We start from the raw sequence: 24,883 nt of genomic DNA on the forward strand, positions 1-24,883 counted from the left end.
GTTGAGTTACATTTGGTTACATCTGTCCGCTGCGGCGCGAAAAAAGTCCCCCTCTATAATGCTGTTCCTTTTTATTGTTGTTTGTATAAGTCCTTAATTATGAGAAAGAATACGCTAGCGATCATGCCAAGTGTTTTAGCACTGGCGATCGGTATGGGGTTGCCTGCTGCACACGCAGGAGTGATCACAGACGCAACTATCGTCGGCTCAGAAAGCCAGTGGTGGAACACTTACAAAGTGATCCTAACGAACGACGGTTCAAAGCCAGTTGAACTGCGTGATGCGAAAGTGACGTTTGATTCGAACCTATCTATGTCGACACCATCTTGGTCTGCGACTGGCATTAGTTACCCGGGTATGAAGTTCACCAGCGACGCACAGGGTAACCTGTTCAAGAACACGCTTGCGCTCGCTTTTGATAGCGGTAGCTGGGTGAAATCTCAACTTCCGGCAGGTGAACGTATTGAGCTAACGTTGGGTGTGAGCGGCGTATTGGATCTGACCCTTCTTCAGAGTACCATTCGTCTGATTGCTGACGATGAGGGCGAAGTTGGCGAACCAGAAATTTCTCTTCAATTGGCATCGCCAGTGAACGGCGCTGAGTTTGAAGAAGGCCAAGCGGTTGCTATGCTAGCAAACGTAACGGCGACTAATACCAGCGTTAAAGCGGTGACTTTCTTTGTCGACAACAAACAAGTAGCTCTCGTAACACAAGCTCCATTCCAAGCAAGTTGGACTTCTGTTGGTGCAGGCGCTCACACGATCAAAGCTGTAGTGGAAGACACCTCAGGTCTTACACAGCAACAAGCGGTCAGCATTTCAGTAAAAGAGAAGCCAGTTGAGCCACCTGTGGAGCCAGAAGTGCATGAGCTGACGTTCGTCGCGCCTACACAAGGTCAAACATTGATGGTGGGTCAGGCAACGACGATCAAAGCGCGTGTTGATGGTGAATTGATCTCTAAATTAGAGTTCTGGGCAAATGACCGCAAGCTAGGTCAACGTAACATCGCTGCAGGTCAAACGACGTATTCTCAATCTTGGACACCAAATGAAGTGGGCAATGCGACACTTAAAGTGGTGGTTCTCGATCAGAATAACCAAATGGTTGAACAACGCAGTATCGCTGTTGCTATTGAAGCAGCTCCAAGCTTTGTTAAGCCAGAAGTGAGCTTCTCTTCGCCTTCGAACGGTTCTAAGTTTGAAAAAGGTGAAGCGGTATCGATTTCTGTTCGTGCAACGGATGCTGATGACGATTTGTCTCGCGTTGTCGTGAAAGCAAACAACAAGCAAATCTGTGATTTCAACGCAGCAACCACAAACCAGTTCTCTTGTAACTGGACAGCGTCAGAAGTTGGTGCAGTTAAGCTAGAAGCGATTGCGACAGATGCTGAGAACCTAACGGCGACAGCACGTGTGAACATCACAGTTGAAAAAGTAGAGACGCCGACACCTCCGCCAACAGGTGGACTGTGTGCTGACTTTAATGTGTACCCAGACTGGACTCGTGGTGATCATGCAACAGGCGGCGACATTATGGTTCATAAGAACATTGCTTACTCAGCGGTGTACTGGACGCAATCTGTTCCTGGCAGCGATAGCTCATGGTCATTACATCTAAACTGTGATGGTACTGAGCCGGGTACAGCGCCAGCGCTATCATTGCGTAACCCAATGGACCCAGTGCGTCTAGAAGTGGCAGGTTGGCCAAATACATTCGTAGTGGCGAGCCCATCCACTCAAGCACCAAGCACGCTAACTATTGCAGCAAGCAGCAGTGATGCGCTAACAGACCTAGAGCAACTGACACGTTCGTTTGTGTCGGCTATCGAACAAGCAGAGAACGCGGGTACAGCATCAATCGTGATTCAATCGGATGTTCTGGATCTGGCTACGCAAGACAAAGGTGCATCGTTTGGTGCCGTTGCGGTTAAACAAGCACTGACGAATGCTATTGATATCACGGGTAGCCGTATTGATATTGATGCGATCAACGCACTGAGCGATGACGTGAAAGGCTGGGCACATGCTTACAACTTGATCTTCACAACCCTTGCGCCACAAGCGACATTTGGTTGGTCACTAAGCATTGGTGAGTTTGCTTACGATACCCACTCTGGTCGTCAGTCTGTATGGGATGAAGCGTCTGTTTTCACGGCAGATCTACTTGATAGCTTTGAGCTTTACAAAGCAGATGCTGCGAACAACGCTGACTTTGTAGCGTTTACTAAATCAAACGCGACTGCTGCGCTAACTAGTGAGCAGTGGCATCACGCACTTGAATACGTAAAACAGGTGACAGATTACGTTGATGCGCCTGCAATGCTAACGAACATGCCGACAGAGCAAACTGCAAACTACTTCATGGGCAACACGCAAACTGAGCAGCAAATCCGTAAAGCCGCGTACAGCAACGTATTTGCATTGATGTTTGATCAAGACTCTCAAGCCCTAACCAGCAAAATTGAGCTTTACCAAACGGCGAAAGTGCCACTGTACTACGTAGGTGAAGAGTTAGAGAAAGGTTCGTTGACTCGTATTGAAGCGCTAAACCAAGAGTTAGCAGATGCTGAAAGCGTAATGGATAACGAAGCCTTCCTATACGAAACGCCGCAGTCTCAGTGGGTTCCGTCCACGGTTTACAAGTGGAACGACTTCCTAGATGGCTTGAACGCAATGCACAACATTGGTGTAGCGGGCAACAAGTTCTGGCTAATGAATGATGAAGTTGATGACGCAACCAACATCAAATACGCGAAAGTCGCGATTGCTGCGTTCCTTGCGCAAAGTATGCAAGAGACCATCCGCTACAACGCGTGTGATGAGAACAACTGGTCTGAAGTGAAATATGGCGCGCCTGCGGATTACCCAATGACAGCAAGCTGTGGTCAATTGGGTCAGAAATACGCAGATTACGGCGTAAACCCAGTTTCTGGTTTGGACCATGCGTACTCTTGTCCTCGTGATGACAAGATGGAAGTCAGTGCTCTGACTCATGCGAAATGGTATGGCGCTCCAGCTCCAGTTTTTGCAGCACCTGATGCAGTACTTGAAGAGCGCGGCCTATTGGTGAACGGTGCAGCAGGTCGTTGGACAAACAACGGTCACTGTAACGATGTTCCAGAAAGCGTAGATACGTCTAAGCAAGTGTGGGAACGCGACGAATGTAAGACTTACGTTGGTCAGAAAGCAGGTAAGTTCATTTGGGACGGCAGCAGCCAAGAAAGTGTTGAAGGCTGTGGCTGGTGGGGTCGTGGTGTTATCCAAACCACAGGTCGTCAGAACTTCGGTACGCTTAATCACTACCTAGGTCGTTCGCACGTTGATCCATCAACCATTGGTAAGACAATTGATGGCGTAACGGTAGAAGCGCCACCGGCGAACCCACTTTATGCTGAGCTAGACTTCTGTTCTAACCCAAGTCTGATTTGTAGCTCGGAAGAGAACAAAGAGATCAAGTGGATCGCAGGTTTGTTCTACTGGGTAACGTCAGTTCAGGCATACAACGACGAAGGCGGTCAGTACGCTGATTGGAACTACCACAACGAACTTAAGAAGTACGTGGACAGTGGTCTGCAAGGTTCTCAATTTATCGATGACGTTTCAGGCATCGTTAACCGTGGCTGTCCGGATCTGACGTGTTCGACAGGTGATGTTCACAACGTGAAAGAGCGCCGCGAGAACTTCAAACTGGTACTACAAAAGCTAGGCCTTGATCCTCGCTAATTAAGACAAAGCAACATCGATGAAGCAAAGCCATCACTGAAAAGTGGTGGCTTTTTTGTTTTTATCAGGGCTTTATCGTGTTTGTTAGCAAGCTAATGAGTAATGTGCTTTTAGTGCTAAACAATGAATCGCTTAAACAATGATAATCGGTAAATATGCATCCAAAGCCTTGGCGTGTGTTGGTGGTTTTATTGGTGGTGTGCGGTTTAGCTCAAATTCAAATTCTACGAGTATTGGGAAAGCACTTTTATCTAGCTCTGTTTCTTTCCCAAATACAGCTTACCTTCCGTCTAATGAGCCCACTCGCGCAGATTTAAGAGGCGATTACTTAAGTGTGAGTTCTATGCCGATACAAAAAGTAAATAGTTTAAAGAAATGGGTACGTACACTTCTACCTCTAGGTTTACTTCCTATCTTAGTTGCGTGCGGTGGCGAATCTGATTCGGGAAGTTCAAGCGAAATATGGCCTGAAAACCAAGTTGATCAATATGTTTCTGTTCATGCGGAAGACTTTTATAGTGTCGTTCAAAGTACTGACTCGGAAGAAGTCCGAGTTAATGTAGTCGATAAAGTTGCGCGTTCAGGAGGAGAGCGTATCTCCCTTGCTGAAGTTGAAGTTTTATCATCAGATCCAAGCTGTCAACTTGTTGATAGTGATAATGAAAGCTTCCAAATTATCTCTGACCACGCAATGGTTTGTGACTACCAATACACAGTTGGCCTTGATGGATATTCAAGTGGTTACCAAATGATTGGTAAACGAAGTGGCGTGAGCCGTGTCGTGGTTGCAAACAATGCACAACAAGCTGAGTTGGTTCCGTTTGGTGTTGCTGGTTATCAAGGTGAAACATTAGAAATCAGCATCGATAATGAACTCACCAAGGTTGGTGATAACACCTCTCTATCTGGCTTTTCTTTAACGGATGATGTCATTTTAATGCCAACAGGCAGTTCCTCAACCGTGTATTTAGATAAAACAAACAACAAGATTTCATATACACCCGCGGCAACGTTTAAAGGCAATGAGCGTATTTTATACACCTTAGAAAACAGCAGTGGTAATGTCTTGGTTGGTTCTGCTGTGGTGACAGTTTCTGAACGCAGTTCTGTCGGGATTGATATCCCAGATAAGATAGTAATTACAGATACTGTTGAGGTAGGAAAAGAAAAGACAATCAGTATCGTTCCTTATGTAATAGATAAACAAGATGATAACTTCCAATTAATCCAAGTTGTTGCGTTTGATTCAGCAGTTGCTTTGTCGGATGCCTCAGATACAACGAACAAAACATTCACTTTCAAAGTCGAGCACGCAGGGCAGTATTATGTAAATGCCATTGTTACCGATCATCGTGGTGGTTTTGATGTAGCATTGATGAAGATCGTTGCAATAAACCCAAATCAAACGGGTTTATGGGGTGACTACTATTACAACAACCAGATCTACAGTGGGCCTCTGACGAAAAGTGAAGCAGATAGTGGTGGTATTCGAAATGACGGCACCTATTTTGACTCAGCTCATTCAGCGAAACCTGCCGTAGCGGTATTCCGTCAAGGTAATGCGGCTCAGTACTGTGGAACGTTTGGCCGCTTACCAACGAAAGCTGAACTTCAAGCTGTATGGGCTAGTGACAAAGGGAATAGTAAAAATTGGCCACTCTCACGAGGTTATATAACTCTAGATAGTTCAACTTACAAAGTAGTTAGCTTATCTAGCGGACAGGAGCTTACTGATGACGGCCAAGGCTACTATGTTACCTGTGTGAGTAACGGTGCTCTTTCTATAAGAGCAATCGATGGCACTGCAGTAGCGAATGGCAGCGACAAGGCGATTGTAGAAGCCACTTTCCTTATTAATGGGAAAGCGGCCTCAGGGATTACCGTTGATGCTTCAGTATCTGGACGAGCGAACTTAGTTAAAGACTCACAAGTTACAGACAACAGTGGCAAAGTAAGATTTGAAGTAACCAGCACCAAAGCGGAATCAGTCAGTGTATCCGTAGATGTTAGCGGAACATTTTCAGTTTCTCAAACAGTTACTTTCATTGCTGATGTGAGTACTGCCGTCTTAAGACAGATATCGACTTCTCAAAATAATGCTTTAGCGGATGGTATCGATCAAAACCAGATAACGGCTCTGGTTGTGGATAAATACTTTAACTCCGTTCCTGGAGTAACTGTTAATTTTGCTGCTACGAATAGCTCAACAGCTAAACTAAAGAGTACAACTGGTGTGACGAATGCAAGTGGTAACGCGGTCGTCAATTTTACAAACACAGTTGCCGAATCGGTAGGTATCAAAGCAACTTACAAAACGATAGGCCTTACTTCCTATGCCAGATTTGTGAACGATTACAGTTATGGTGCCTTGACGATCAAAACATTGACTGCTTCTGCTGCCGCTAATGGTAGCTCAAAAGTCTCTGTAGAGGCCGAGTTCAAGCAACATGGCAGTGCGGCAGTTGGCGTTGATATTAAAGGTGTGACAACTGGTAGTGCTAAGTTCGTAAGTAGTACCGTTGCAACTGGAAATGATGGCAAGGCGAAATTTGAGTTAACCAATACCAAAGCAGAAAGCGTTAATGTCACGCTATCCGTTGGTTCATTTTCTCGAACAGTTACTCTTTCTTTCAGTGCTGATGCAAGTTCTGCGACGATTACCAAAATTGAAATCGCAAAAAATAATGCTGTGGCGAATAATTCCGCTACGAACCAGGTCAATGTCGTACTTGCAGATTCTAACGGTAACTTAGTATCTAACCAAACCATAAACTTCACAGTGTCGAGTGGTAGTATCGCGAGCTCAACAAAAACCAATGCCAGTGGTGTTGCTTCGGTTTATGTGAAAAACACAACGGCCGGAACGACATCAGTAACAGCTAAATATGGTACGAGTACGAGATCAACAAACGTTAGCTTCATCGCAAACGTAAGTACTGCAACGGTTAAGTCGCTGTCTATCCTCAAAGACAATGCAGCAGCAAACGGCACAGAAGAAAACCAAGTTAGAGCGCTTTTAACTGATGCTAACAATAACCCTGTTAATAATCAGACGATAAACTTCACTGTCGGAGGTAGTGCAAAAGTTTCTCAAACAACAAAAACAGATGGGAACGGACATGCAAATGCAAGTATCACTAATACATCAGCACAGACGGTTACAGTTACGGCCAAATTTGGCACAAGCTCTAAGACAGCAAATGTGACGTTTAAAGGAGGTGACTCTTTTACCGTTCAAGGTGCTGTCTATATTCGTTTATTTGAAACAGAAAAACTAGGAACGGCTTGTAACTCACAAGCCCCGCAAACTCCAACAGGAAGTCAAGCATCGAGAATGTGGGTGTTTAACTCCGTTGCAAACCTTGATGTAACTGAAATCAAAATTAACACAAGAAAATACTACGTACCAAACAGCCAAGGTGCTGTAGATGCAGTTTGTCGTGGGCATGCTAAAAACCACTTTATTCATATGACAGCATCTAATTTGAACAAAGTGGCATTCCAGTTTACAAACCCAACAGGAGCGCTGGTATTAGGAAATGGCTTTGGATATGCAAATCCTCTTTATACAGCGCAATGTGCAAGGACAGGAGTTGGTACAATTGATATTAAGGATGGTGAAACGGGTAATGTAGTTGCTACACTGCGAGATATAAACTGCCAATAACTATTTAACCATAAGAAACAAAGCCTGAATGAGAATTCAGGCTTTATTTTTTGGTGGTATTTATTTTAAATTAACTACTGTCAATTATTATAATTTTAAATCTGTAGTTAAACTTACCTCTACGAAGTTTCAAGCAAAGTAATACTAGTTAAAATGTAATGTAGGATTAATTATCACAATAAGTAGGAATATCCCTATTTTCTATTTTTATTCTTTTTGTTTTTAATTTAACTAATTGATAATAAAGTGATTGCTGTTTCTTGGAGTTTCATTTCTCGGTGTGGGTGTGTTTTTGCTAATCGAATTTTTATGTATGTTGGCATGAAAGACGAATAATCAAATGTGATGCTAATTCCGAAATGAATGAAAACACTAATATATGAACTGTGGGGTGAGGGAGGAAATCAATTTTTCAACATTGCCACAATTAATATTTTTAACAGGATAGTAAGAGTAATAATATGAAAAAGACAATGTTATCTGTAGCAGTTCTAACTGGACTATTTGCTTTTGGCGCATCTGCTGCTGACCCAGCTGCAGGCGATATCGATACAACAAGTGCAACGCTAACTTGGGAAGCAAAAGTACCAACAGTAGTAAACGGTGAGTGGGTTACAATTACTGGTCAAAACGGTGGTGCACTGGTAGATGCTGGCCTAACGATCAACCCAGACGGTAGCTTCACTTCTGAGAACGTGCTTGTTGAAGTTCGTTACTACGATTCAGCAACGAATGTTGTAGGTCTTCCGGTTGTTGTCGGTACAGAAACTGCTGCCAGTTCTGGTGTTGCACCAGAAAGTATCACATACCGTGTCGACGTACCGGCGTTTGTATCAGAGAAAGGTGTGGATCTATCAAATGTTGATGTAAGCGTGTTCAAAGATGACGTCGTTGTGGCGACAAACTCAGCATTGAAATCAACAGCAGCTGACGCTTGGCAGACACAGTGGAAAATTGAGAATGCACCAGGTACTGGTATGTCGAACGTGATTGCTGGTGACGTAATTACAGCAACAACCGTACTACGTGCAGATGTAGAATTTGCAGCATACACGACGCCTTAAAGTGGAACGCGCGGCCTATAACTTAGGTCGCGCAAATTAAGTCTATGAAGAAAATTATCATCTTATTTCTGCTTTATCCTTCTATCGCTCTGTCTTCTAATTCAGTGACTAAAGTGTTGCCGTTATCGGCAGAGATCCAAAATGAAAAGTTTTTCTCATACAGAATAAAAGAATTCAAATTTAAACAGCCAAGGTTACAAGTTGAAGTAGATCGAGCTACGGGTGAGCTTAAAAGTATTGAAACCAAGTTGATTGTAACCACTGATGTTCCAAGCAGTTTTTCAGCTGGTTATAAAATATCCACTAATGTCTTGGCAAGTGAATGCTTTGATAACAAAGGAAACTCAACTAAGGCTGATTTTGCTGAACACACACTAGATGGCGAAGTGTTAAGCGTAGGTAAAGAAATTAGGTTGAACGATTTCTTTACTAATAGAGACACATTATGGGTAGAAAAGAACTTCCAAATCGATTTTGACAATGATCTTCAAGTTGAGGATGAGCGTTGTAGCGGAAAAGTAACGCTTTCTATCGGATTAGATTTTTAATTAATGACCCGTGTGCTTAGCACTTGAGGAATCGTCGTGTTGAGGTTTGGAGGTATTTAGTTTGTTGTTTTTTTGCATGGATTCTAAAATCAATAATAAAAAAGAAATACAGAGAATAAAGGCTCTTTCTATTAAGAGTTCGGTTTTACTGCTTAGTGTTATTCCTGCTTTCTCTGCGTATACAAACACGAAGTTTATTCCACCAGGTTTTGAACATTTTTATGAATATCAGTCAAATCAAATCTTATTTGTTCTTCCTAATGATACGAGCGTCTCAGTTCTAGTCACTTCTAACTTTGATGGTGTGCAATCTATCGAAGAGCCTGAAAAACTGCAACAAGCATTAATAAGAGCAGGGATATCTAGTGAACATATTGATGCTGTTACGCAAGCCGTGGTTGCAGAGGAGCAAAGTGATGAGAACATTCTTTATGTTTACGACTATGCTCAAAAGCAAGTCATTATTGAAGTCCCTGCCAATTACCTTTCCGAGGGAGTGACTGATTTAGGCTTTACTCGATTGACTGAAGACCGCCGCGCATTGATTTCGACCAATCGTCTTTTCACTACTCATTATCAAAGCTCAACAAGTGCGACACTCACTAATAACTCAACAATTGGTTTTGGTCGTTCACACGTTGATCTAGAAGCATCACTCTATGTTGTCGACAATAGTTCTAGTCAGTTCGATGTTGATGAATTGGCTTACACCTATGATTTAGAAGGTAGCTCGATAAAAGCGTATGAGACTCATCGCGGAAACACAGCAGAAAACTCGACCTCTATTTTCAACTTTAATAGAGAAGAAGAAACGGTAGGGATCAGTTATTTCTCGAATGACAACCTACTGGTTAAAGATATTGGTAACACTAAAAAGCTGTTTTTCGATATGAAAGCTAGAGGCACGATTGAAGTGTTGAGGGGCGGCCAAATCATTTATACGAACTCGGTGTCAAAAGGGCAACACAGCGTAAGCTATCGAAATCTTCCGCGAGGAAACTACGAGGTATCAATCGTATTGAAACCGGTTGGCTTTCCGGAAGAAGTGTCTAAAAAAATCATTCACAACAATAACTCTGAAACCTCCTTAAGAGGTTACGATTATGCTGCATCTGTCATAAAATCGAGCAACAGTTTTAGCCAGAGGAGTTATGAAAAAACGTACCTTGATTTAGCGGCAACATACTCATTATTAAATGACCGTTTACTTATTGGTGGCAATACTCAGCTAGCGAGTCAAGAAGGTGCATTTGGGTTTGGTGCGACCTATACCGATTCAAACTTTGGTGTGGGCGGTTATATCAATAAGTTTCAAGGTGGATACTTATTCAACACCAACTTCCAAATTGCTGATATTAACTTTGATTATGAAATGCTAGATGCGAATAAAAAACTGTCGGACTCAAAACAGTTAGGCAGCATTCGATACGGAATTAACGATTACGTCCAAGCAACGGCATCTTATTCTTCTCGCATTTACGAGGGGACACTTAATTTCTATGCAAACCGCTATATGGAGACCTATCAAGACTCTAACTTAGAAGTAAGTAACTTAAATCTATCGACGAATTACAACAAAAATGTCTATAACAATGTCTATGTTGATCTAGGTTATAGCTATCAAAAAGACTTTAACAATTCTAGGTTGAATGAACATATCTTCTCGATCAGCGTTAATGTCGACCTTAATGACAGTTTCTCATACATATCTGGCGTCGATTATTCGACTCGTAGCAAAACTCGCTTTAGTAACACATTGCAATATTATGCTCCTCAAGTAGAAGCTGGAAATGTGCTGCTATCTGGAAGCGCTGATCTATCTCAATATGTTGATGGGAATGACTCACAGTCTGTTTATGGGATTAACGCCAATATTCACAACGATAAGTTCAATGCAAACTTGTATGCCAATGGTACGACAGAAGACTATCAGAATTTTACTGCCAATATTGAGTCAACGACGATTGTTACTTCTGATGATATCTATGCCTCTAGAGAACGAGCCCCATCATATCTAGTTGTGAAAAATGCAAAGGCTAATACACAAGATCAAGATGATTTAGGGTTAGTTAAGATCCGCAGAAATGGCCAAAGCAACATGCGAGAGACTATTAAAGGTCAATATACCTTGATTGAACTCGATGAGTACAACGAGTATGCCTTTAATCTAGACACAGAATTGAGTGGTTACAAACACAATCAAATCGAAAGTAGCGAAATGTTTAGTTACCCCGGCACACTAAAAGAGATCGTTACTGAATTTGAAGAAGTGGTCTCTGTTCTAACTTACTTTGAAGATTTCAATAACCGTCCAATTAATAATGTTGAATGTAAAGGATGTACTTCGATAGCGAAAGTTGGAGATGGTGTCTACAACATTTCTGTCGAGCGGGGCGAAAAGTTCTTACTTACTGCGAATGAACAAATTTGTGCACTTCGTGATGGGTATCTTGATAATTCATACGGTAAAAGTAACTGTTTTCCTCAAATCGAAGAAGATGAATTGGGATTACAAATTGTGGTTAATGGTTTAGGGAATGATAAAGACCATATTTATTATCTAGGTGCTTTTGAGGATAACAACATTGTTGAAAGATATAAGAAATTAATGACAGACATGGAAGTAATCCAAATATCCTTTAACGGCAATAACCATTATTTTGCAAAGCTATTTTCTAAACCTACATTATCCATTGCAAAAAACAAACAAGTTATTCTTGAATTACAAAACTACGCGTTATCAGTCTCTGATTCCGATAAATTTACTAAAAATAGGTAGTAGCCATGAGAACATTATTTTTTTTACTAACTTCACTAACTAGCTTTTTCACTCACGCGGTGGCGGTAAGTAGTCTGTTTGAAGTCGCAAATGAAGAGCACTTCGCTGATTTCTCAATCACGAACAATGATGGCAAAGACATGTTCATAAACCTTGAAATTGCGCATGTCGCGTATGTGAATGGAGAGAAAGTCGTTACCAAGGTAAACAAGGACAACTTATCAACTTGGACGTTTTCAGTTTCACCGAGTCAGATCATTCTTAAGGATGGCGAAACAAGAACCGTTCGAATGAAAAATGATTGTGCGAAGCAATCATGTAAGTTCGATGAAGATCAAGTCTACGCGGTAGATGTTAACCCATACCCTTATGTCGGTGAAGGGGAGGATTCTGCGGTATCTGTTGCTTTTGGGTATCGAATTTACTTTATGGATCCTGCTTCTGAAGTGAAGTTAGATTACGAAATTAAGCGTGTAAATGATACAGAGTTTAAATTCTCCAATAAGAGCAACACCATGCTCAACGCGGTTATTAACACGTGCGAAAAAGGGTTCTCGAGTAACTGTATTTACCAATACAAGCTATTAGCGGGTTCAGAAAAAGTATTTAAGTTGCCTGCAAATTACGTCGGGAAGAAGAACATTGCTATCACGGTGATAAATGCAAATGAGAGTATCAATGAACAAATATCTATATAGTCTGTCACTCATTGCGATAGCTAGCTTGAATACAGAGTTAGCTTATGCCTCTAACAACATTACTGCGAAGGTCGTTGGTAGTGAAGTTACTTGGATGAATGCCAACGTCGTTGGGGGTGAAGTCGTACAACAGATCTGGCAACCAAGCAGTTCTTTCAACTTATTGCCCGTTCATAGTTGGAACCCGAGCTTTCAAAAGAGCCCAACGTCAACGCTCACTTTTAGCTCAACGACTGGAGTCCAAGTAACTACGGCTTTTCAGCATACTGGGATTCAATTTAGTACGGCAAGTCCTTTTAGTGTAGCGAACAATTCAAACGCCGATACTTGCGGCTATGAAAGCTCAGCTGGAAGCCAGTTCATTTTAAGAGACGATAGTACATGTCGAGCTAGTTATGATCTAAATGCGACGAGAAAATACAAACCGTTCGACTTTTATAGGAGCTCTTACAAGTTAGACAATCTCGTTGATGCTTTTAAAGCGGCAAACGCGCCTACTGGTATTTACTACGCTGCGGTGAGTCTGCCTGTTACTTACTACATGAAGTATGGCACGGCAACAACTTATCAAACTTATAATGATACGACGGTATTTACCATTGACTATAAACCATCTTTTATTTCGGCTGTCGATGTAACAGGTGATGGTATCTTTTCGCTTTCTTATGATACTGGGAACCACAGTGTCGCAGGGACGACAACTTATGAAGTCAGTATTTCTGGTCACATAGAACCAGGAATAAAGATGCAGTTCTTTTCTTCTGGAACGGCAGATAAATTTGAATTGGAACATACAACCTCAAGTGATGTTATTCCGTACAGCTTAGCTTGTTCACGATGCGTCAACAGCAACATTGTCGAAACTGGTGAGCTAAAACAAACAACGTCAAAGATTCCTTTTGTCGGAAAAACATTAGATTTTGATTTGGTTTTCTCTTTTGAAGAGCTTTATTTTGGTGATGTGGATGAGGGAGATTACAGGGATGCGGTTACCGTTCGGTTTGAATTGGACTTATAGCTTATTTCTATTGGCTTTTCTTTCTATCCAACCAGTATTTGGGTATGAAAAGTCTGCGAGTGTTGGTGTTTCAACTGGTTTTTATGATGTAAAGGACAATCAAAACGCTGACGAAAATCATAATTATTACAGCTACTTTTTAGAGTATAAGGTAGATAATTACCTACTCAAGGGGCAAATGCATCACTCTTCCCATGGTGACTTTCAGCGTTACTTTGGTTTGGAAGCTGGCTATCAGTACGAGTTTAATGATATCTACTCTGTTTATACAATACTTGGCGTAGACTTTATTGATAGTGGAGTCGACAGCAAGTTGGGATTGGGATTTTCAGTATCAGTATCAGATTACTTCGATATTTTTATTGAAAACAAGTTCAGTCGCTCGAACCCTTATGGAGACTACTTTGTTGAAGCGGGTTTGACGTTTAATCTATCCGGCTTTGATGAGTCTCGTGTCACCCCAAACAACACTGAGGTTGAAGAAGTGATGCCTCAAAGCGTTGTGCTTAATGATAGTGACTCATTATTGGAAGATGACATGACAGACGTCTCGCCTCTGAGAGTATGCACAGAGCCTTATGTGATTGTTTATGGGGATACACTATCTAAAATTGCTCGTGAGTGTCAGGTGTATTTGAAAGAACTACTATTTTGGAATCCTAAGTTTCAGAGTAACCCAGATCTTATTTATCCTAATCAAGTCGTTACATTCAAATGATTAATGTTTCGTAACTAATTTTTATTTGTAAACAGTTAGCTCGGGGAAAATCAAACAAAAGTGGCTCTTTAATATATAACGTTAGACAAGATAGTAGGTTCATTCCTGTAGTTGATGTTTTATTTTCTTACGTTAATTGTAGGAATGTTCTCTTTGTCATTTTTTTTACCGCCTTTTCTGGTATTAACTTGTTTGCTTATTGATAATCGCGTTTTGCGATTGGTCGTGATCTCCGAAGGGGATTTTAATGTTAAAGTTTCATGAATTCTTGAAAGAAGTGGTATTTAAAAAGATTCCTAGAAAGGAATTGATGATCAAACTTCATCTGGAGTATGACGAGTTCAAAGGACTGGATAATATTACAATGAGTCGCTGGACTAATGGCGTAACAAAACCATCATCTTGTCGACAGTTGCTTATCGCTCACGCGGCGAATTGCTTGAACATTTTTTTACATCAATGTTCAGCACCAAAAGTTCCGGTTTCTTTAGAGTCGCAATATCGAAAATTTCTAAACCAATTTGATAGTTATTATCATGCTATTATTTTAAAGCCTGAGCGAAATGCTAAAATTTGTCACTTTAAAGGGACTAACTACGAGGCTCAAGAAATATATGGTGATTACACTTCTAAAATTAATCTAATGCCAGCTAAAGTAAATAGTTTTGATGACTATAATAAAAAATATAATGTAGACGTTTTTTATAAGGGCAACATAGAAAGTAAAATTCCAGAGTCATATATGTACTTTCATCAAGAAGTAGGTGCTTTGTTTGATATTTTAGATTTGTCTATTGACCGTTACACAAGTAACCCAAAAAAAGATACTCTGTTTTTTGGGCTATCTTTCTTCAAAAACTCAAATGATTATGAGCTTTTGTTTGGCCTAGTACTCAATTACATCATTCGTCATCATTTCAACGTAAAAAATGCTTTTTTTACTGCGAGAGGCAGGGAAGATATGTCTTTGTATGAGACGTTGGGAGCTGAGCAGATAGCATTGATTGATTGTTCGAAGGATTACGGCAATGTTTATCTTTATCATATTGATTTACAGAAAATTCTTAGTCATCCCATCTTCCTAGGGTTGATAATTAAATATCACCCTATTTACGAAAAAGAGTATGAGCAAATGCGAAGCCATGGTGTGGATGCTAATGTATTTTTTAATGATACCTATGATGCGATTGCTGTTTGATTTGAATTCACATGAATGCATACGTTTTCAAACGTATGCATTCTTGCCAGTGTTTTATCGCGTTATTATACGACTTAAAACAGTATAGATGAGCATGCTGAAAATTAGCATGCTTATTAACATTTATGCGTATATGCCAACTACAAGTAATAGGCTTCGATAGTATTCATCTTGTTTACTAACAAAGGAGGGTTACTAATGGATGGTACAAATCGAAGAGTATTTTTAAAATCTTGTGTTGCTACCTCGGTTGCTGCTGGTATGAGTGTCACCTCTCCAAAGGCTCAGGCTTTTTTCTTTCGCCCAGAAAATGAAAAACCGATTGATAAGTTTAAAGGTTTACCTGTTTTAGAAAGTTATCTACCAGAGCTTTTTGAACGCCCTCCTCAAATAACTGGCCATTTGCCGGTCGTTGTCATTGGGAGCGGCTTTGGTGGTGCAATTAGCGCTTATCGACTTGGTCTTGCTGGCATCAAAACGGCGGTAATTGAAAGAGGAAACCGCTGGCCTAATGACCCAAAGCGAGCGGTATTTGCACATGATATGTTGGCTGACAAGCGGATGTTTTGGCAAAGAACAAAGACCACGTTTCCTGCACTCACGTTTGATCTTCCGTTCCTTCAAACGATTACGCCACGTAGTATCGAAAAATTCGGTGGTGTTCTTGATATTGTCGATAAACCGGGAGAAAACAACCAAGATGGTTCCGACCTATTATTAGGAACTGCGGTCGGTGGCGGCTCGGTGATTTATACTGGTGTTATGGTTGTTCCAAAGGAAGAGCATTTCAAGAAGCTTTACCCTAACGAGCTTTCTTACAAAGAAATGGTGGACGTTTATTATCCAAGAGTGAAATCCATCTTAAACTACAGCAATATGCCTAAAGATCTTTTTGCCAGTGCGCCGTTTAAGCATTGTCGAGATTGGAATAGAGAAGTTTCAAAAGCAGGCTACTCTCCTTATCTTATCGAAGGTAACTGGAATTGGGATGTTATCAGGCAAGAACTCAAAGGGAAAAGCTTACCTTCAGCAACTATTGGCCTAACTAATTTCGGTAATAGCAACGGTTGTAAGAATGACCTTGGGCAAAACTATATTCCATTAGCAGAGGCAACAGGGAATGTCACTTTCCACCACAAGCATGAACTGATCAACATTCGAATGAATGGTGATATTTATGAATTAGACATTCAAGAGCTCGATGCTCACGGCAATGTTGTTCAACAAAAAACGATTACGTGCGACAAGCTTATTCTATCGGCTGGTTCTTACCACACAACACGTATGCTTGTTAGAGCAAAAGAGAGAGGAGACTTGCCGGAGTTAAATGAATATGTCGGCAAGAACTGGGGCGATAATGGCAACCGAATGGCATTTAGACAGTCGTTATTTGGATTACCTGCTGGTGTTGCTCAAGCTTCTCCTTCTCCTACAGCAATTTATGTTGATGAAGCCGGAAGAAGCCCGGTCGCAGCAGAAAACTGGGCAAATGCTGGTATTGCCGACGTAGGGATTTCTATGATGCTATCCGTGACTGCGGACTTTAAGAATCGAGGTCATTTTTATTATGATGCCTCTATCGATGATGCGGTTCTTCATTATCCGAAAGAGAACGAGAAAGATGCAACGGATGCCTTAAGAGCAGTAAACAACAAAGTTGCACGAGCTAACTGGCAACGAATAGGAGCTCAGGGTTTCTCCGACGTTATTTTTACTGGTGCGCACCCAGTTGGAGGAATGGAAATGGGGAAAGCGACAGACCTATTTGGGCGTGTAGATGGATACAATGGTCTTTATGTTATTGATGGGGCGCTTATTCCTGGAAACAATGGATGTGCAAACCCTGCGTTGACTATTGCTGCACTAGCAGAAAGAAATATTGAAAACATTATCTCAAAAGATTTTTCATAACCAATTATGTATCGATAAGAGCCATCACTGAAAAGTGGTGGCTTTTTTTGTTTATTCAAAAGGTTCAGATGCTTAGTTTTCATTATTACAAATTCGTAATAGTTATTTTCTTTTTCAGCTTATTATCATTTATTTGCAACTCAATATAATGCCCGCCATTCCAAACGTATTTGCTGCGTTTTTGATTTTTATCTTTCGATGGATGGTTTCCGGGAGGGGAGTATGTCGAATTTTGTTGTTATCGGTGGTGGTGCTGCGGGGTTAGAAATGGTCACGCGTTTAGCGAGCAGTTTTGCTGGCAAATCTGACCATACCGTTACTTTGGTTGAGCCATCTTCTCATCACTTATGGAAACCAAGACTGCATGAGATTGCGGCGGGCACGTTTGATAATGAGCTCGATTCGGTTGCGTTTCGTCTTCATGCTGCTTGTCACGGTTACCAATATGTTCAAGCTCGTATGTCAGGCTTAGACCGAGCAAATAAAACGATTACTGTGAGCGCTGAGTTCTCTCCAGAGCAAACATTGAAATACGATTACCTCGTGATTGCCGTTGGCGCGATCAGTAACGATTTCAAAATTCCGGGCGTAAGCGATCATTGTTTGTTCTTAGATTCGGCTTCTCAAGCAGAAAAAGCTTGGGAACAGATGAAACAAATGCTAGCGAACGGTGGTTCACATCGTGTTTCTATCGTGGGTGCTGGCGCAACTGGTGTTGAGTTGGCGGCCGAATGGGCGAAAGTCAGCAAGCAATTAAACCGCTATCAAGATGATACTCAGCTTTCGATTACACTCATCGAAGCGGCAGATCGTGTGTTACCTGCAAGTGCTGAGTGCATGTCTACAAAAGTATTGAAGAAGCTACAAAAGCAAGGTGTTAACGTTCGCTTAAACACTAAAGTTCAGCGTGCAGAAGCAGACCGTATTGTGACGGAAAATGAAGTCATTCCTGCGGATCTACAAATTTGGGCGGCAGGGATTCGATGCCCGGATTGGTTAGCGAATCTTGATGGTCTTGAAAGCAACCGCATTAACCAACTTAAAGTGTTGCCAACACTGCAAACCACTCTTGATGAAAACGTGTTCGTCATTGGTGATAGCGCTGAATGCCCACAAGAAGATGGAAGCATCGTGCCACCACGAGCTCAAGCTGCCAACCAAGCTGCGGCGCATTTGGCGAAGCAATTTAAACGCTTAGTGAAAGGCAAAGAGCTAAAGCCGTTTGTATTCAAAGACGGCGGGATGGTTGTCGCACTCGGGCATGACTACGCGGTTGGCGCATTGATGAATGACAAACTCGTATTGCGTGGACGCTACGTTCGCCGCTTGTACGACACGATCTTTAGGCTGCATCAGCGCGTTATTTTCGGTTGGTTCCGCGTGTCGGCTTTGGTAGTGCTTAAACGAGTAAAAGGTTTATTGAACCCATATTACAAAGGCTCTTGGTCTTAATCCAAGCCGTGACTCTTCACTTCCATTTTTTCATTTTTATCGAGCGCCCAAATCATCAGGATTTGTGGCGCTAGGTGTATTTTATGCGTCATTTGCAACTCTCTCTGCCCGTTCAACTTCTTATTTCTGCCCTACTTGCGTGGGGTGGGGCTCAAGCCATCCTTCTTTTAGTCGACCATGGGTTGGCAGAAAAATCGCTTTTACTGTCGAGTGATTACTACCAAATTTTGATGTTGGGCAAAACGATCTATCTCGGCTTACTGAAAATGGTGGTGGGCTTGATGGTGCTGTTTTCTCTTGTCGAAGGCATCACCAATATTGGCTCTACCGTTCGCCTTAAAGCGCTGGGTGGGCGAACACTGCTCTTCTACAGTTTCACCACCTTAATTGCCATTAGTTTAGGACTTGGTGCGTCGTTAGCATTGCCTGCATGGGAGCCACTTAGCCAAAGCATTTCTGTGGGTAGTGATGTCCATTTGATTGACGAGCAAGGCGCTGGTGGTGCCGCCATACTCACTAATCTCGTTAAGATGGCGATGGTGAATCCGTTTGCTGCACTGGCGAATGGTAACTTACTGGCGATCGTGGTTTTCTCCTTTATGGCTGGCGTTGCGATTTTGCTTTCTGTTCCGTCAGGTCATCCGTTGCTAGCGGTGATTTCGGGGCTGAACAAAAGCGTCAACACCATGATTCGAGGCATCGTTAAGCTGTCTCCGATTGCTATTTTTGCGATCGTGTTTGATATCACGCTGACCTCAAGTGGGAATCTGATTCAGCAACTCGCCTTGTTTGCGTTACTGGTGTTTGTGCTCACGATGGTGCACGGGCTAGTCGTGTTACCAACGATTGCCAAGGTAATGACGGGCATCTCTCCAGTTGCGTTATTTAAAGCGATTTCAGCACCATTAGCCATGGCGTTTGCAACGTCATCAAGTGCGGCGGCGCTGCCTTTGGCAAAGCAAAGTGCGGAAGACAATTTAGATGTCGCGCCGGAAGTCAGCAGCATGGTGTTGCCACTCGGCTCTGTAATGAACATGGATGGCACCGCGTTATTTGAAGGTGTCGCTGCGATTTTTCTAGCACAGTTGTTTGGTGTGGACTTGAGTACCACTGGATTGGTGATGATCTTCATCATGGCAATGGTTTCTTCCGTTGGTGCGCCGGGCATGCCTTCGGGCTCCATGTCGGGGATGCAGTTAGTGCTGCTAGCAGCGGGTATTCCACTGGAAGCGATTGCGATTTTATTGGTGATAGAAAGACCGTTGGATACGTTCCGCACCGCTGTTAATGTGGAAGGGGATTTGATTGCGACGCTTGTGATCGACCGCTGGCAGAAAAAGCAGGCGGTAGCTCCTCAATCGCTCGATTCTTCAGAGATGTTGATGAGCTAAAAGTGAAACGCACTCCCAATTGAGAGTGCGTTTTTTGTATCTATATCGATTCTACGAGCGACCAAGCATTCGAGAAATGGTGCCATCTTTGTCGACCACTTGGTGTTTGATAGCGCCAGCAACGTGAAGAACAAACACAGCAATCAGAATTTCCACTGCAGAGTGATGAATGGTTGAGCCGAGTTCTTGAAGCCAAGGGGTTTCTGGACCTTCAGCGATAATAACCCAACCGAAGATATCGACCGCTCGGCCACCACCAGCGCTCATTGCGATGCCAGAGATAGGCATTGCCAAAGTAGCGAGCAGAAGGATACCGTGTACTGCTTTGGCCGCTTTATCTTGCCATGCAGGCATTTCTGAAGCGGGTGGTAGAGCGCCTTCTTTTAAGCGCCACACTAGACGGATAAGAGCGACAACTAAAATGATAGCGCCTAGTGATTTGTGGATGCCATACCACTCAAACTTTTCTGGGCTGCGTGGCAAATCGACCATGTAAAGCCCTAGAGCGAACACCCCGATAAAAGCAAGTCCAGTTACCCAGTGCAAAGCGATAGTTTGCCAAGTTAATGGCTTTTTGTTGAGCATAATATAATCCTCGTTTTATGTATGGTTATGCGAGTGATTATCTATTAATGTTGTGAATATAACTACACAGTTATGTGTAAAGTTGGGTAAATATTATCCACAAAAAACGCCCCAAAAGATGGAGCGTTTTTAGTCAGTTAGATGAGAGGAAACGGGTTATGCCTGTTTTAACTCAGCTAATGCGTGATTCAAGGAAGGAACAATCGCATGGCCAAAGGCTCGAACTTCTTCGCAAGGCTCAACAAGATCTGGGATTTGGAAAGTGACCATGTGCGCCGCTACTGCAGAACGTACGCCATTGTTGGAATCTTCAAACGCGATACATTTGGTTGGATCTACGTTTAGACGACTTGCCGCAAGCAGGTAGATCTCTGGATCTGGTTTGCCGTGTGACACTTCACAGCCTGTCGTTAAGTTGTCGAAATACTTGCTTAGGCCCGCCAGTTCCAACTTCTTCTGTGCTACTTCTTTCGCTGTTGATGTTGCCACTGCGGTAGGAATGCCTTTTTCCTTCAACCACTCTAGCAATTCAACTACGCCATCTTTCACTGGTATCGCTTGATGTTTTACCACTGCATCGTATCGGTCACGCCACTCTTTGTGCAATCGGTCAAGATCATCCCCATAAGCTTTGCGGAAAATCACTTCAATGCCTGCTGCATTGCGACCAATGATTGAAAGGTAAACGTCTTTATAGAATGGGAGGTTTTGTGCTTCACACGCTTCTTGGAAAATGCGCATGCAGACACGTTCCGTATCGAGGAGCAAACCATCCATGTCAAAAATAGCAGCTTGATAATTCATTACTTTATGACTTGTCGATTGAGATGGCGCATTTTGACACAAGCAAGATCGATTTTCCTGCGTAATTCCACCATCTCACAGGCTTTTTACCCAACCCCTATTTTATCCCTAGGCGTTTCGCTAATCGGTGTAAATTGCCGTTATCTATTTCAAGCTGACGTGCCGTTGCTGCCCAGTTGCCTTGATTCTCTTCCAGAGCTCGAACAATCATCGCTTTTTGGAAGGTGTCTGTGGCAGGCTTCAATCCGCCTTCTGGTAGCGCAAGCCGAGAGTTTTGCTCCGTTTCCTCTACGTTCTTGATGTTCTGATTCGGCGTTCTAATATCAAAATCTTGTTCAACTAACTCGATGTCCATAGCGTGGGTACGCGCTTTTGCCAAAACACCAGCACGTTTAATGACATGTTCAAGCTCTCGCACGTTGCCTGGCCATGAATAGTCTTTGAGTGCTTGCACCAAAGTGGGAGACAAACGAATGCTGTTTAATCCCAATTTGCTTCTCAAGCGTTCGGCAAAAAAGCCCGCTAATAACAACACATCGTCTTCACGTTCACGAAGAGGCGGAACATGAAGGGGGAAGACGCTTAGACGGTGATACAAGTCGGCTCGGAAGCGCCCAGCGGTTACTTCTTCATGCAATATACGGTTGGTGGCGGCGACAATGCGTGTGTTGACTCGAATATGGCGATCATCACCCACACGTTGAATGTCACCGTATTGTAGGGCTCGAAGTAACTTAGCTTGCAGTTCTAACGACAGTTCGCCAACTTCATCCAAAAACAGTGTGCCGCCGTCGGCTTGTTCGAACTTACCCTTACGATTACTGATTGCGCCTGTAAATGCGCCTTTAATATGGCCGAACAACTCGCTTTCCGCCACTGATTCTGGCAGCGCTGCACAATTGAGATAAACCAAAGTATTGCTAGAGCGACTAGAGCGATGGTGAATAGCGCTCGCAACCAACTCTTTACCCACGCCCGTTTCTCCCATCACTAGCACAGACAATTCAGTATCGGCGACTGCATCAATCTGCTCTTGAAGATTTTTCATGCCCTGAGAGTTACCAATGATTTCATTACTTAAGGTGCGTTTCTCGGCGTAAGAGTCGCGTGGCAGGCTCGCTTGTGTCTCTAGCTGTTCTAGTAGGAGTGCAGTGTGTAGGCCACCTGCTGCCAACGCGCTGACAAAACGTAACTCTTGGTTGCGTAGCCCATCAAATTGGTTGGGATCGAAGGCGTCAATCGTAATGGCACCAATCAGTTGATCGTCGATCAGCAGAGGTAAACCAATGCAGGAATGGACATGCAGTTTGTCATCGTGGTTTGGAATCAAGCCATCGTATGGATCAGGTAAGTCGCTGTCGGAGGGAAAGCGCACGATATCGCCTGCTCGGGCAATGGCTTCTAATCTTGGGTGTTGCTCAATAGAGAAACGGCGTCCAAGGACCTCTTTCGCCAATCCATTGATCGCTAAAGGTTTAAAGTGCTGGTCTTCATACAAAAGAAGGGCAGAAGAGTCACACTTCAATACGTCTCGAATCGTGGTTAATAACGTATCGAAGCGAGCCTGTTGAGTGAGCGCCGAGTTAAGGTCTTGCGTGATGTGTAGCCATTGCGCGATTAAAGAAGTCATAGCCAATACCGATTGTGTCAATATGACTATTGTAGTGTCTTAATGACAATTTTCAACTGTGTCTAAATGACAGTTGTCAAAGTCGGGTTTTGATTAAATTATTGAAATGTAAGGGAATTAAAAGTTGGCACGCCCAGTGCAATACAAGAAGAAATTATTTTTGTTTATCCCGTCATTCAAGGTAGTAATTATGACAATTCACGTAAAAAACAACATCCACTGGGTAGGTCAACGCGATTGGGAAGTTCAAGACTTCCACGGTACAGAATACAAAATGACAAAAGGTACCAGCTACAACAGTTATCTAATTCGTGAAGAGAAAACCGTATTGATTGATACGGTCGATCATCGATTCAGTCAACAATTCATCCAAAATTTAGAGATGGAAATCGACCTTAAGACTATCGACTTTATCGTGGTAAACCATGCAGAAGAAGATCACTCAGGTGCATTGTCGGCATTAATGGAGAAGATTCCGAATACGCCAATTTACTGTACAGAAGCGGCGATTGATTCAATTGTGGGTCATCACCACCATCCTGAGTGGAACTTCAAAACCGTAAAAACGGGCGACAGCATCGATATTGGTAACGGCAAGCAACTAGTGTTCGTGGAAGCTCCAATGCTGCATTGGCCAGACAGCATGATGACTTACCTAACTGGCGATGCAGTGCTGTTCAGCAATGACGCATTTGGTCAGCACTACTGTGATGAACGTCTGTTCAATGATGAAGTGGATCAAAATGAGTTGATGGAACAGTGTTTGCGTTACTACTCAAACATCCTAACGCCATTCAGCAGCTTGGTAACCGCTAAAATCAAAGAAGTGCTGAGCTTTAATTTGCCTGTCGACATGATCGCAACGTCACACGGTATTGTATGGCGCGATAATCCGATTCAAATCATCGAACAATATTTGGCGTGGGCAGACAATTATCAAGAAGATCGCATTACGATTTTCTACGATTCAATGTCAAACAACACTCGAATGATGGCCGATGCAATCGCGCAAGGCATTCACGATGTCGATCCTGGCGTGGCGGTCAAAGTCTTTAATGTCTCTAAGCATGATAAGAATGAAATTCTCGCCAACGTATTCCGCTCAAAAGGCATCTTGGTTGGTTCGTCCACTATGAATAACGTCATGATGCCTAAGATCGCTGGCATGCTAGAAGAAATTACTGGTCTACGTTTTAAAGCTAAAAAAGCCGCTGCATTTGGTAGCTACGGGTGGAATGGTGGCGCGGTGGATCGTATCCATGCTCGATTAACTGATGCAGGCTTTGAAACTGCAGTCAGTTTGAAAACCAAATGGCGACCAGATGGTAAAGCGATGCGTGAGTGCCGCGAACATGGTAAGAACATCGCAAAATTGTGGGCAAAGCATGACCTGACTAGTCCTGTTCTTGCTCCGGCGATTACTGCGTCCGCACCACAAGTTCAATCACAACCCGCTGCGCCAGCGACAACACAAGCGGTAGTAGATGCTGCTCCTAGCAACCCTAGTACAGAGGCGCATCCTGCAGATTGTCAATGCATGGTTTGCACCGTTTGTAATTGGGTATACGACCCAGCTCAAGGCGAGCCTAACCAAGGTGTTGAACCGGGTACAGCTTGGTCGGAAGTGCCAGATTACTTCTTGTGCCCAGAATGCCATTTAGGTAAAGACGTTTTCGTTGAATACAACGGTTAGGAGG

The 24,883-nt window shown here is 42.9% G+C and carries 15 protein-coding genes and 1 pseudogene; 13 read left to right on the forward strand and 3 right to left on the reverse strand.

Translation table 11 applies throughout. From position 1 onward, the window contains the following. Positions 1 to 99: 99 nt before the first annotated feature. From ITG12_RS17125 to ITG12_RS17180, 12 genes are all read left to right on the forward strand, one after another. Positions 100 to 3,723: an Ig-like domain-containing protein gene (locus tag ITG12_RS17125; RefSeq protein ID WP_038881036.1), complete on the forward strand. Its 3,624-nt coding sequence runs from the start codon at positions 100 to 102 to the stop codon at positions 3,721 to 3,723. Positions 3,724 to 3,862: 139 nt separating this feature from the next. Further along, on the forward strand, positions 3,863 to 7,390 hold the full coding sequence (locus tag ITG12_RS17130) for an Ig-like domain-containing protein (RefSeq protein ID WP_038881038.1): 3,528 nt from the start codon (positions 3,863 to 3,865) through the stop codon (positions 7,388 to 7,390). 461 nt (positions 7,391 to 7,851) lie between these two features. After that, positions 7,852 to 8,454: a hypothetical protein gene (locus ITG12_RS17135; protein WP_038881040.1), complete on the forward strand. Its 603-nt coding sequence runs from the start codon at positions 7,852 to 7,854 to the stop codon at positions 8,452 to 8,454. 44 nt (positions 8,455 to 8,498) lie between these two features. Next, positions 8,499 to 9,002 (forward strand): hypothetical protein, encoded by a 504-nt coding sequence (locus ITG12_RS17140; protein WP_038881043.1) that lies wholly within the window; start codon positions 8,499 to 8,501, stop codon positions 9,000 to 9,002. Between the two features lie 76 nt (positions 9,003 to 9,078). Then, on the forward strand, positions 9,079 to 11,781 hold the full coding sequence (locus ITG12_RS17145) for a TcfC E-set like domain-containing protein (protein ID WP_038881046.1): 2,703 nt from the start codon (positions 9,079 to 9,081) through the stop codon (positions 11,779 to 11,781). Between the two features lie 5 nt (positions 11,782 to 11,786). Continuing rightward, entirely contained in the window at positions 11,787 to 12,479 is a 693-nt protein-coding gene (locus ITG12_RS17150; protein WP_038881049.1) for a hypothetical protein, read from the forward strand. Next, entirely contained in the window at positions 12,460 to 13,497 is a 1,038-nt protein-coding gene (locus ITG12_RS17155; protein WP_038881051.1) for a hypothetical protein, read from the forward strand. Before ITG12_RS17150 ends, ITG12_RS17155 begins: the two co-directional genes overlap by 20 nt. Then, positions 13,463 to 14,215, forward strand: a complete 753-nt coding sequence (locus ITG12_RS17160; RefSeq protein ID WP_038881054.1) for a LysM peptidoglycan-binding domain-containing protein — start codon at positions 13,463 to 13,465, stop codon at positions 14,213 to 14,215. Before ITG12_RS17155 ends, ITG12_RS17160 begins: the two co-directional genes overlap by 35 nt. 247 nt (positions 14,216 to 14,462) lie before the next feature. Continuing rightward, the gene (locus ITG12_RS17165) at positions 14,463 to 15,413 is read left to right on the forward strand and encodes a hypothetical protein (protein ID WP_038881057.1); all 951 of its coding nucleotides are present in this window, start codon (positions 14,463 to 14,465) and stop codon (positions 15,411 to 15,413) included. A gap of 198 nt (positions 15,414 to 15,611) precedes the next feature. Beyond that, complete coding sequence (locus tag ITG12_RS17170) at positions 15,612 to 17,324, forward strand: GMC oxidoreductase (RefSeq protein WP_038881060.1); 1,713 nt, start codon at positions 15,612 to 15,614, stop codon at positions 17,322 to 17,324. Between the two features lie 222 nt (positions 17,325 to 17,546). After that, positions 17,547 to 18,776: an NAD(P)/FAD-dependent oxidoreductase gene (locus ITG12_RS17175; protein WP_038881064.1), complete on the forward strand. Its 1,230-nt coding sequence runs from the start codon at positions 17,547 to 17,549 to the stop codon at positions 18,774 to 18,776. Positions 18,777 to 18,859: 83 nt separating this feature from the next. Beyond that, positions 18,860 to 20,167, forward strand: a complete 1,308-nt coding sequence (locus ITG12_RS17180; protein WP_038881067.1) for a dicarboxylate/amino acid:cation symporter — start codon at positions 18,860 to 18,862, stop codon at positions 20,165 to 20,167. A gap of 51 nt (positions 20,168 to 20,218) precedes the next feature. Here the strand turns inward: ITG12_RS17180 and ITG12_RS17185 are convergent, their stop codons facing one another. From ITG12_RS17185 to norR, 3 genes are all read right to left on the reverse strand, one after another. Continuing rightward, positions 20,219 to 20,752 (reverse strand): cytochrome b, encoded by a 534-nt coding sequence (locus ITG12_RS17185; RefSeq protein WP_038870389.1) that lies wholly within the window; start codon positions 20,750 to 20,752, stop codon positions 20,219 to 20,221. 156 nt (positions 20,753 to 20,908) lie between these two features. After that, positions 20,909 to 21,556 (reverse strand): HAD family phosphatase, encoded by a 648-nt coding sequence (locus ITG12_RS17190; protein ID WP_038881070.1) that lies wholly within the window; start codon positions 21,554 to 21,556, stop codon positions 20,909 to 20,911. A gap of 97 nt (positions 21,557 to 21,653) precedes the next feature. Further along, on the reverse strand, positions 21,654 to 23,186 hold the full coding sequence (gene norR / locus ITG12_RS17195) for a nitric oxide reductase transcriptional regulator NorR (RefSeq protein ID WP_038881073.1): 1,533 nt from the start codon (positions 23,184 to 23,186) through the stop codon (positions 21,654 to 21,656). Positions 23,187 to 23,376: 190 nt separating this feature from the next. On the opposite strand from norR, the pseudogene norV reads away from it, so the two are divergent. Next, positions 23,377 to 24,876, forward strand: a pseudogene (norV, locus tag ITG12_RS17200) (anaerobic nitric oxide reductase flavorubredoxin); the annotation flags it as partial. Positions 24,877 to 24,883 lie beyond the last annotated feature (7 nt).

Origin of the sequence: Vibrio sp. ED002 (assembly GCF_023277445.1) — a bacterium.
Lineage (GTDB): Bacteria > Pseudomonadota > Gammaproteobacteria > Enterobacterales > Vibrionaceae > Vibrio > Vibrio jasicida.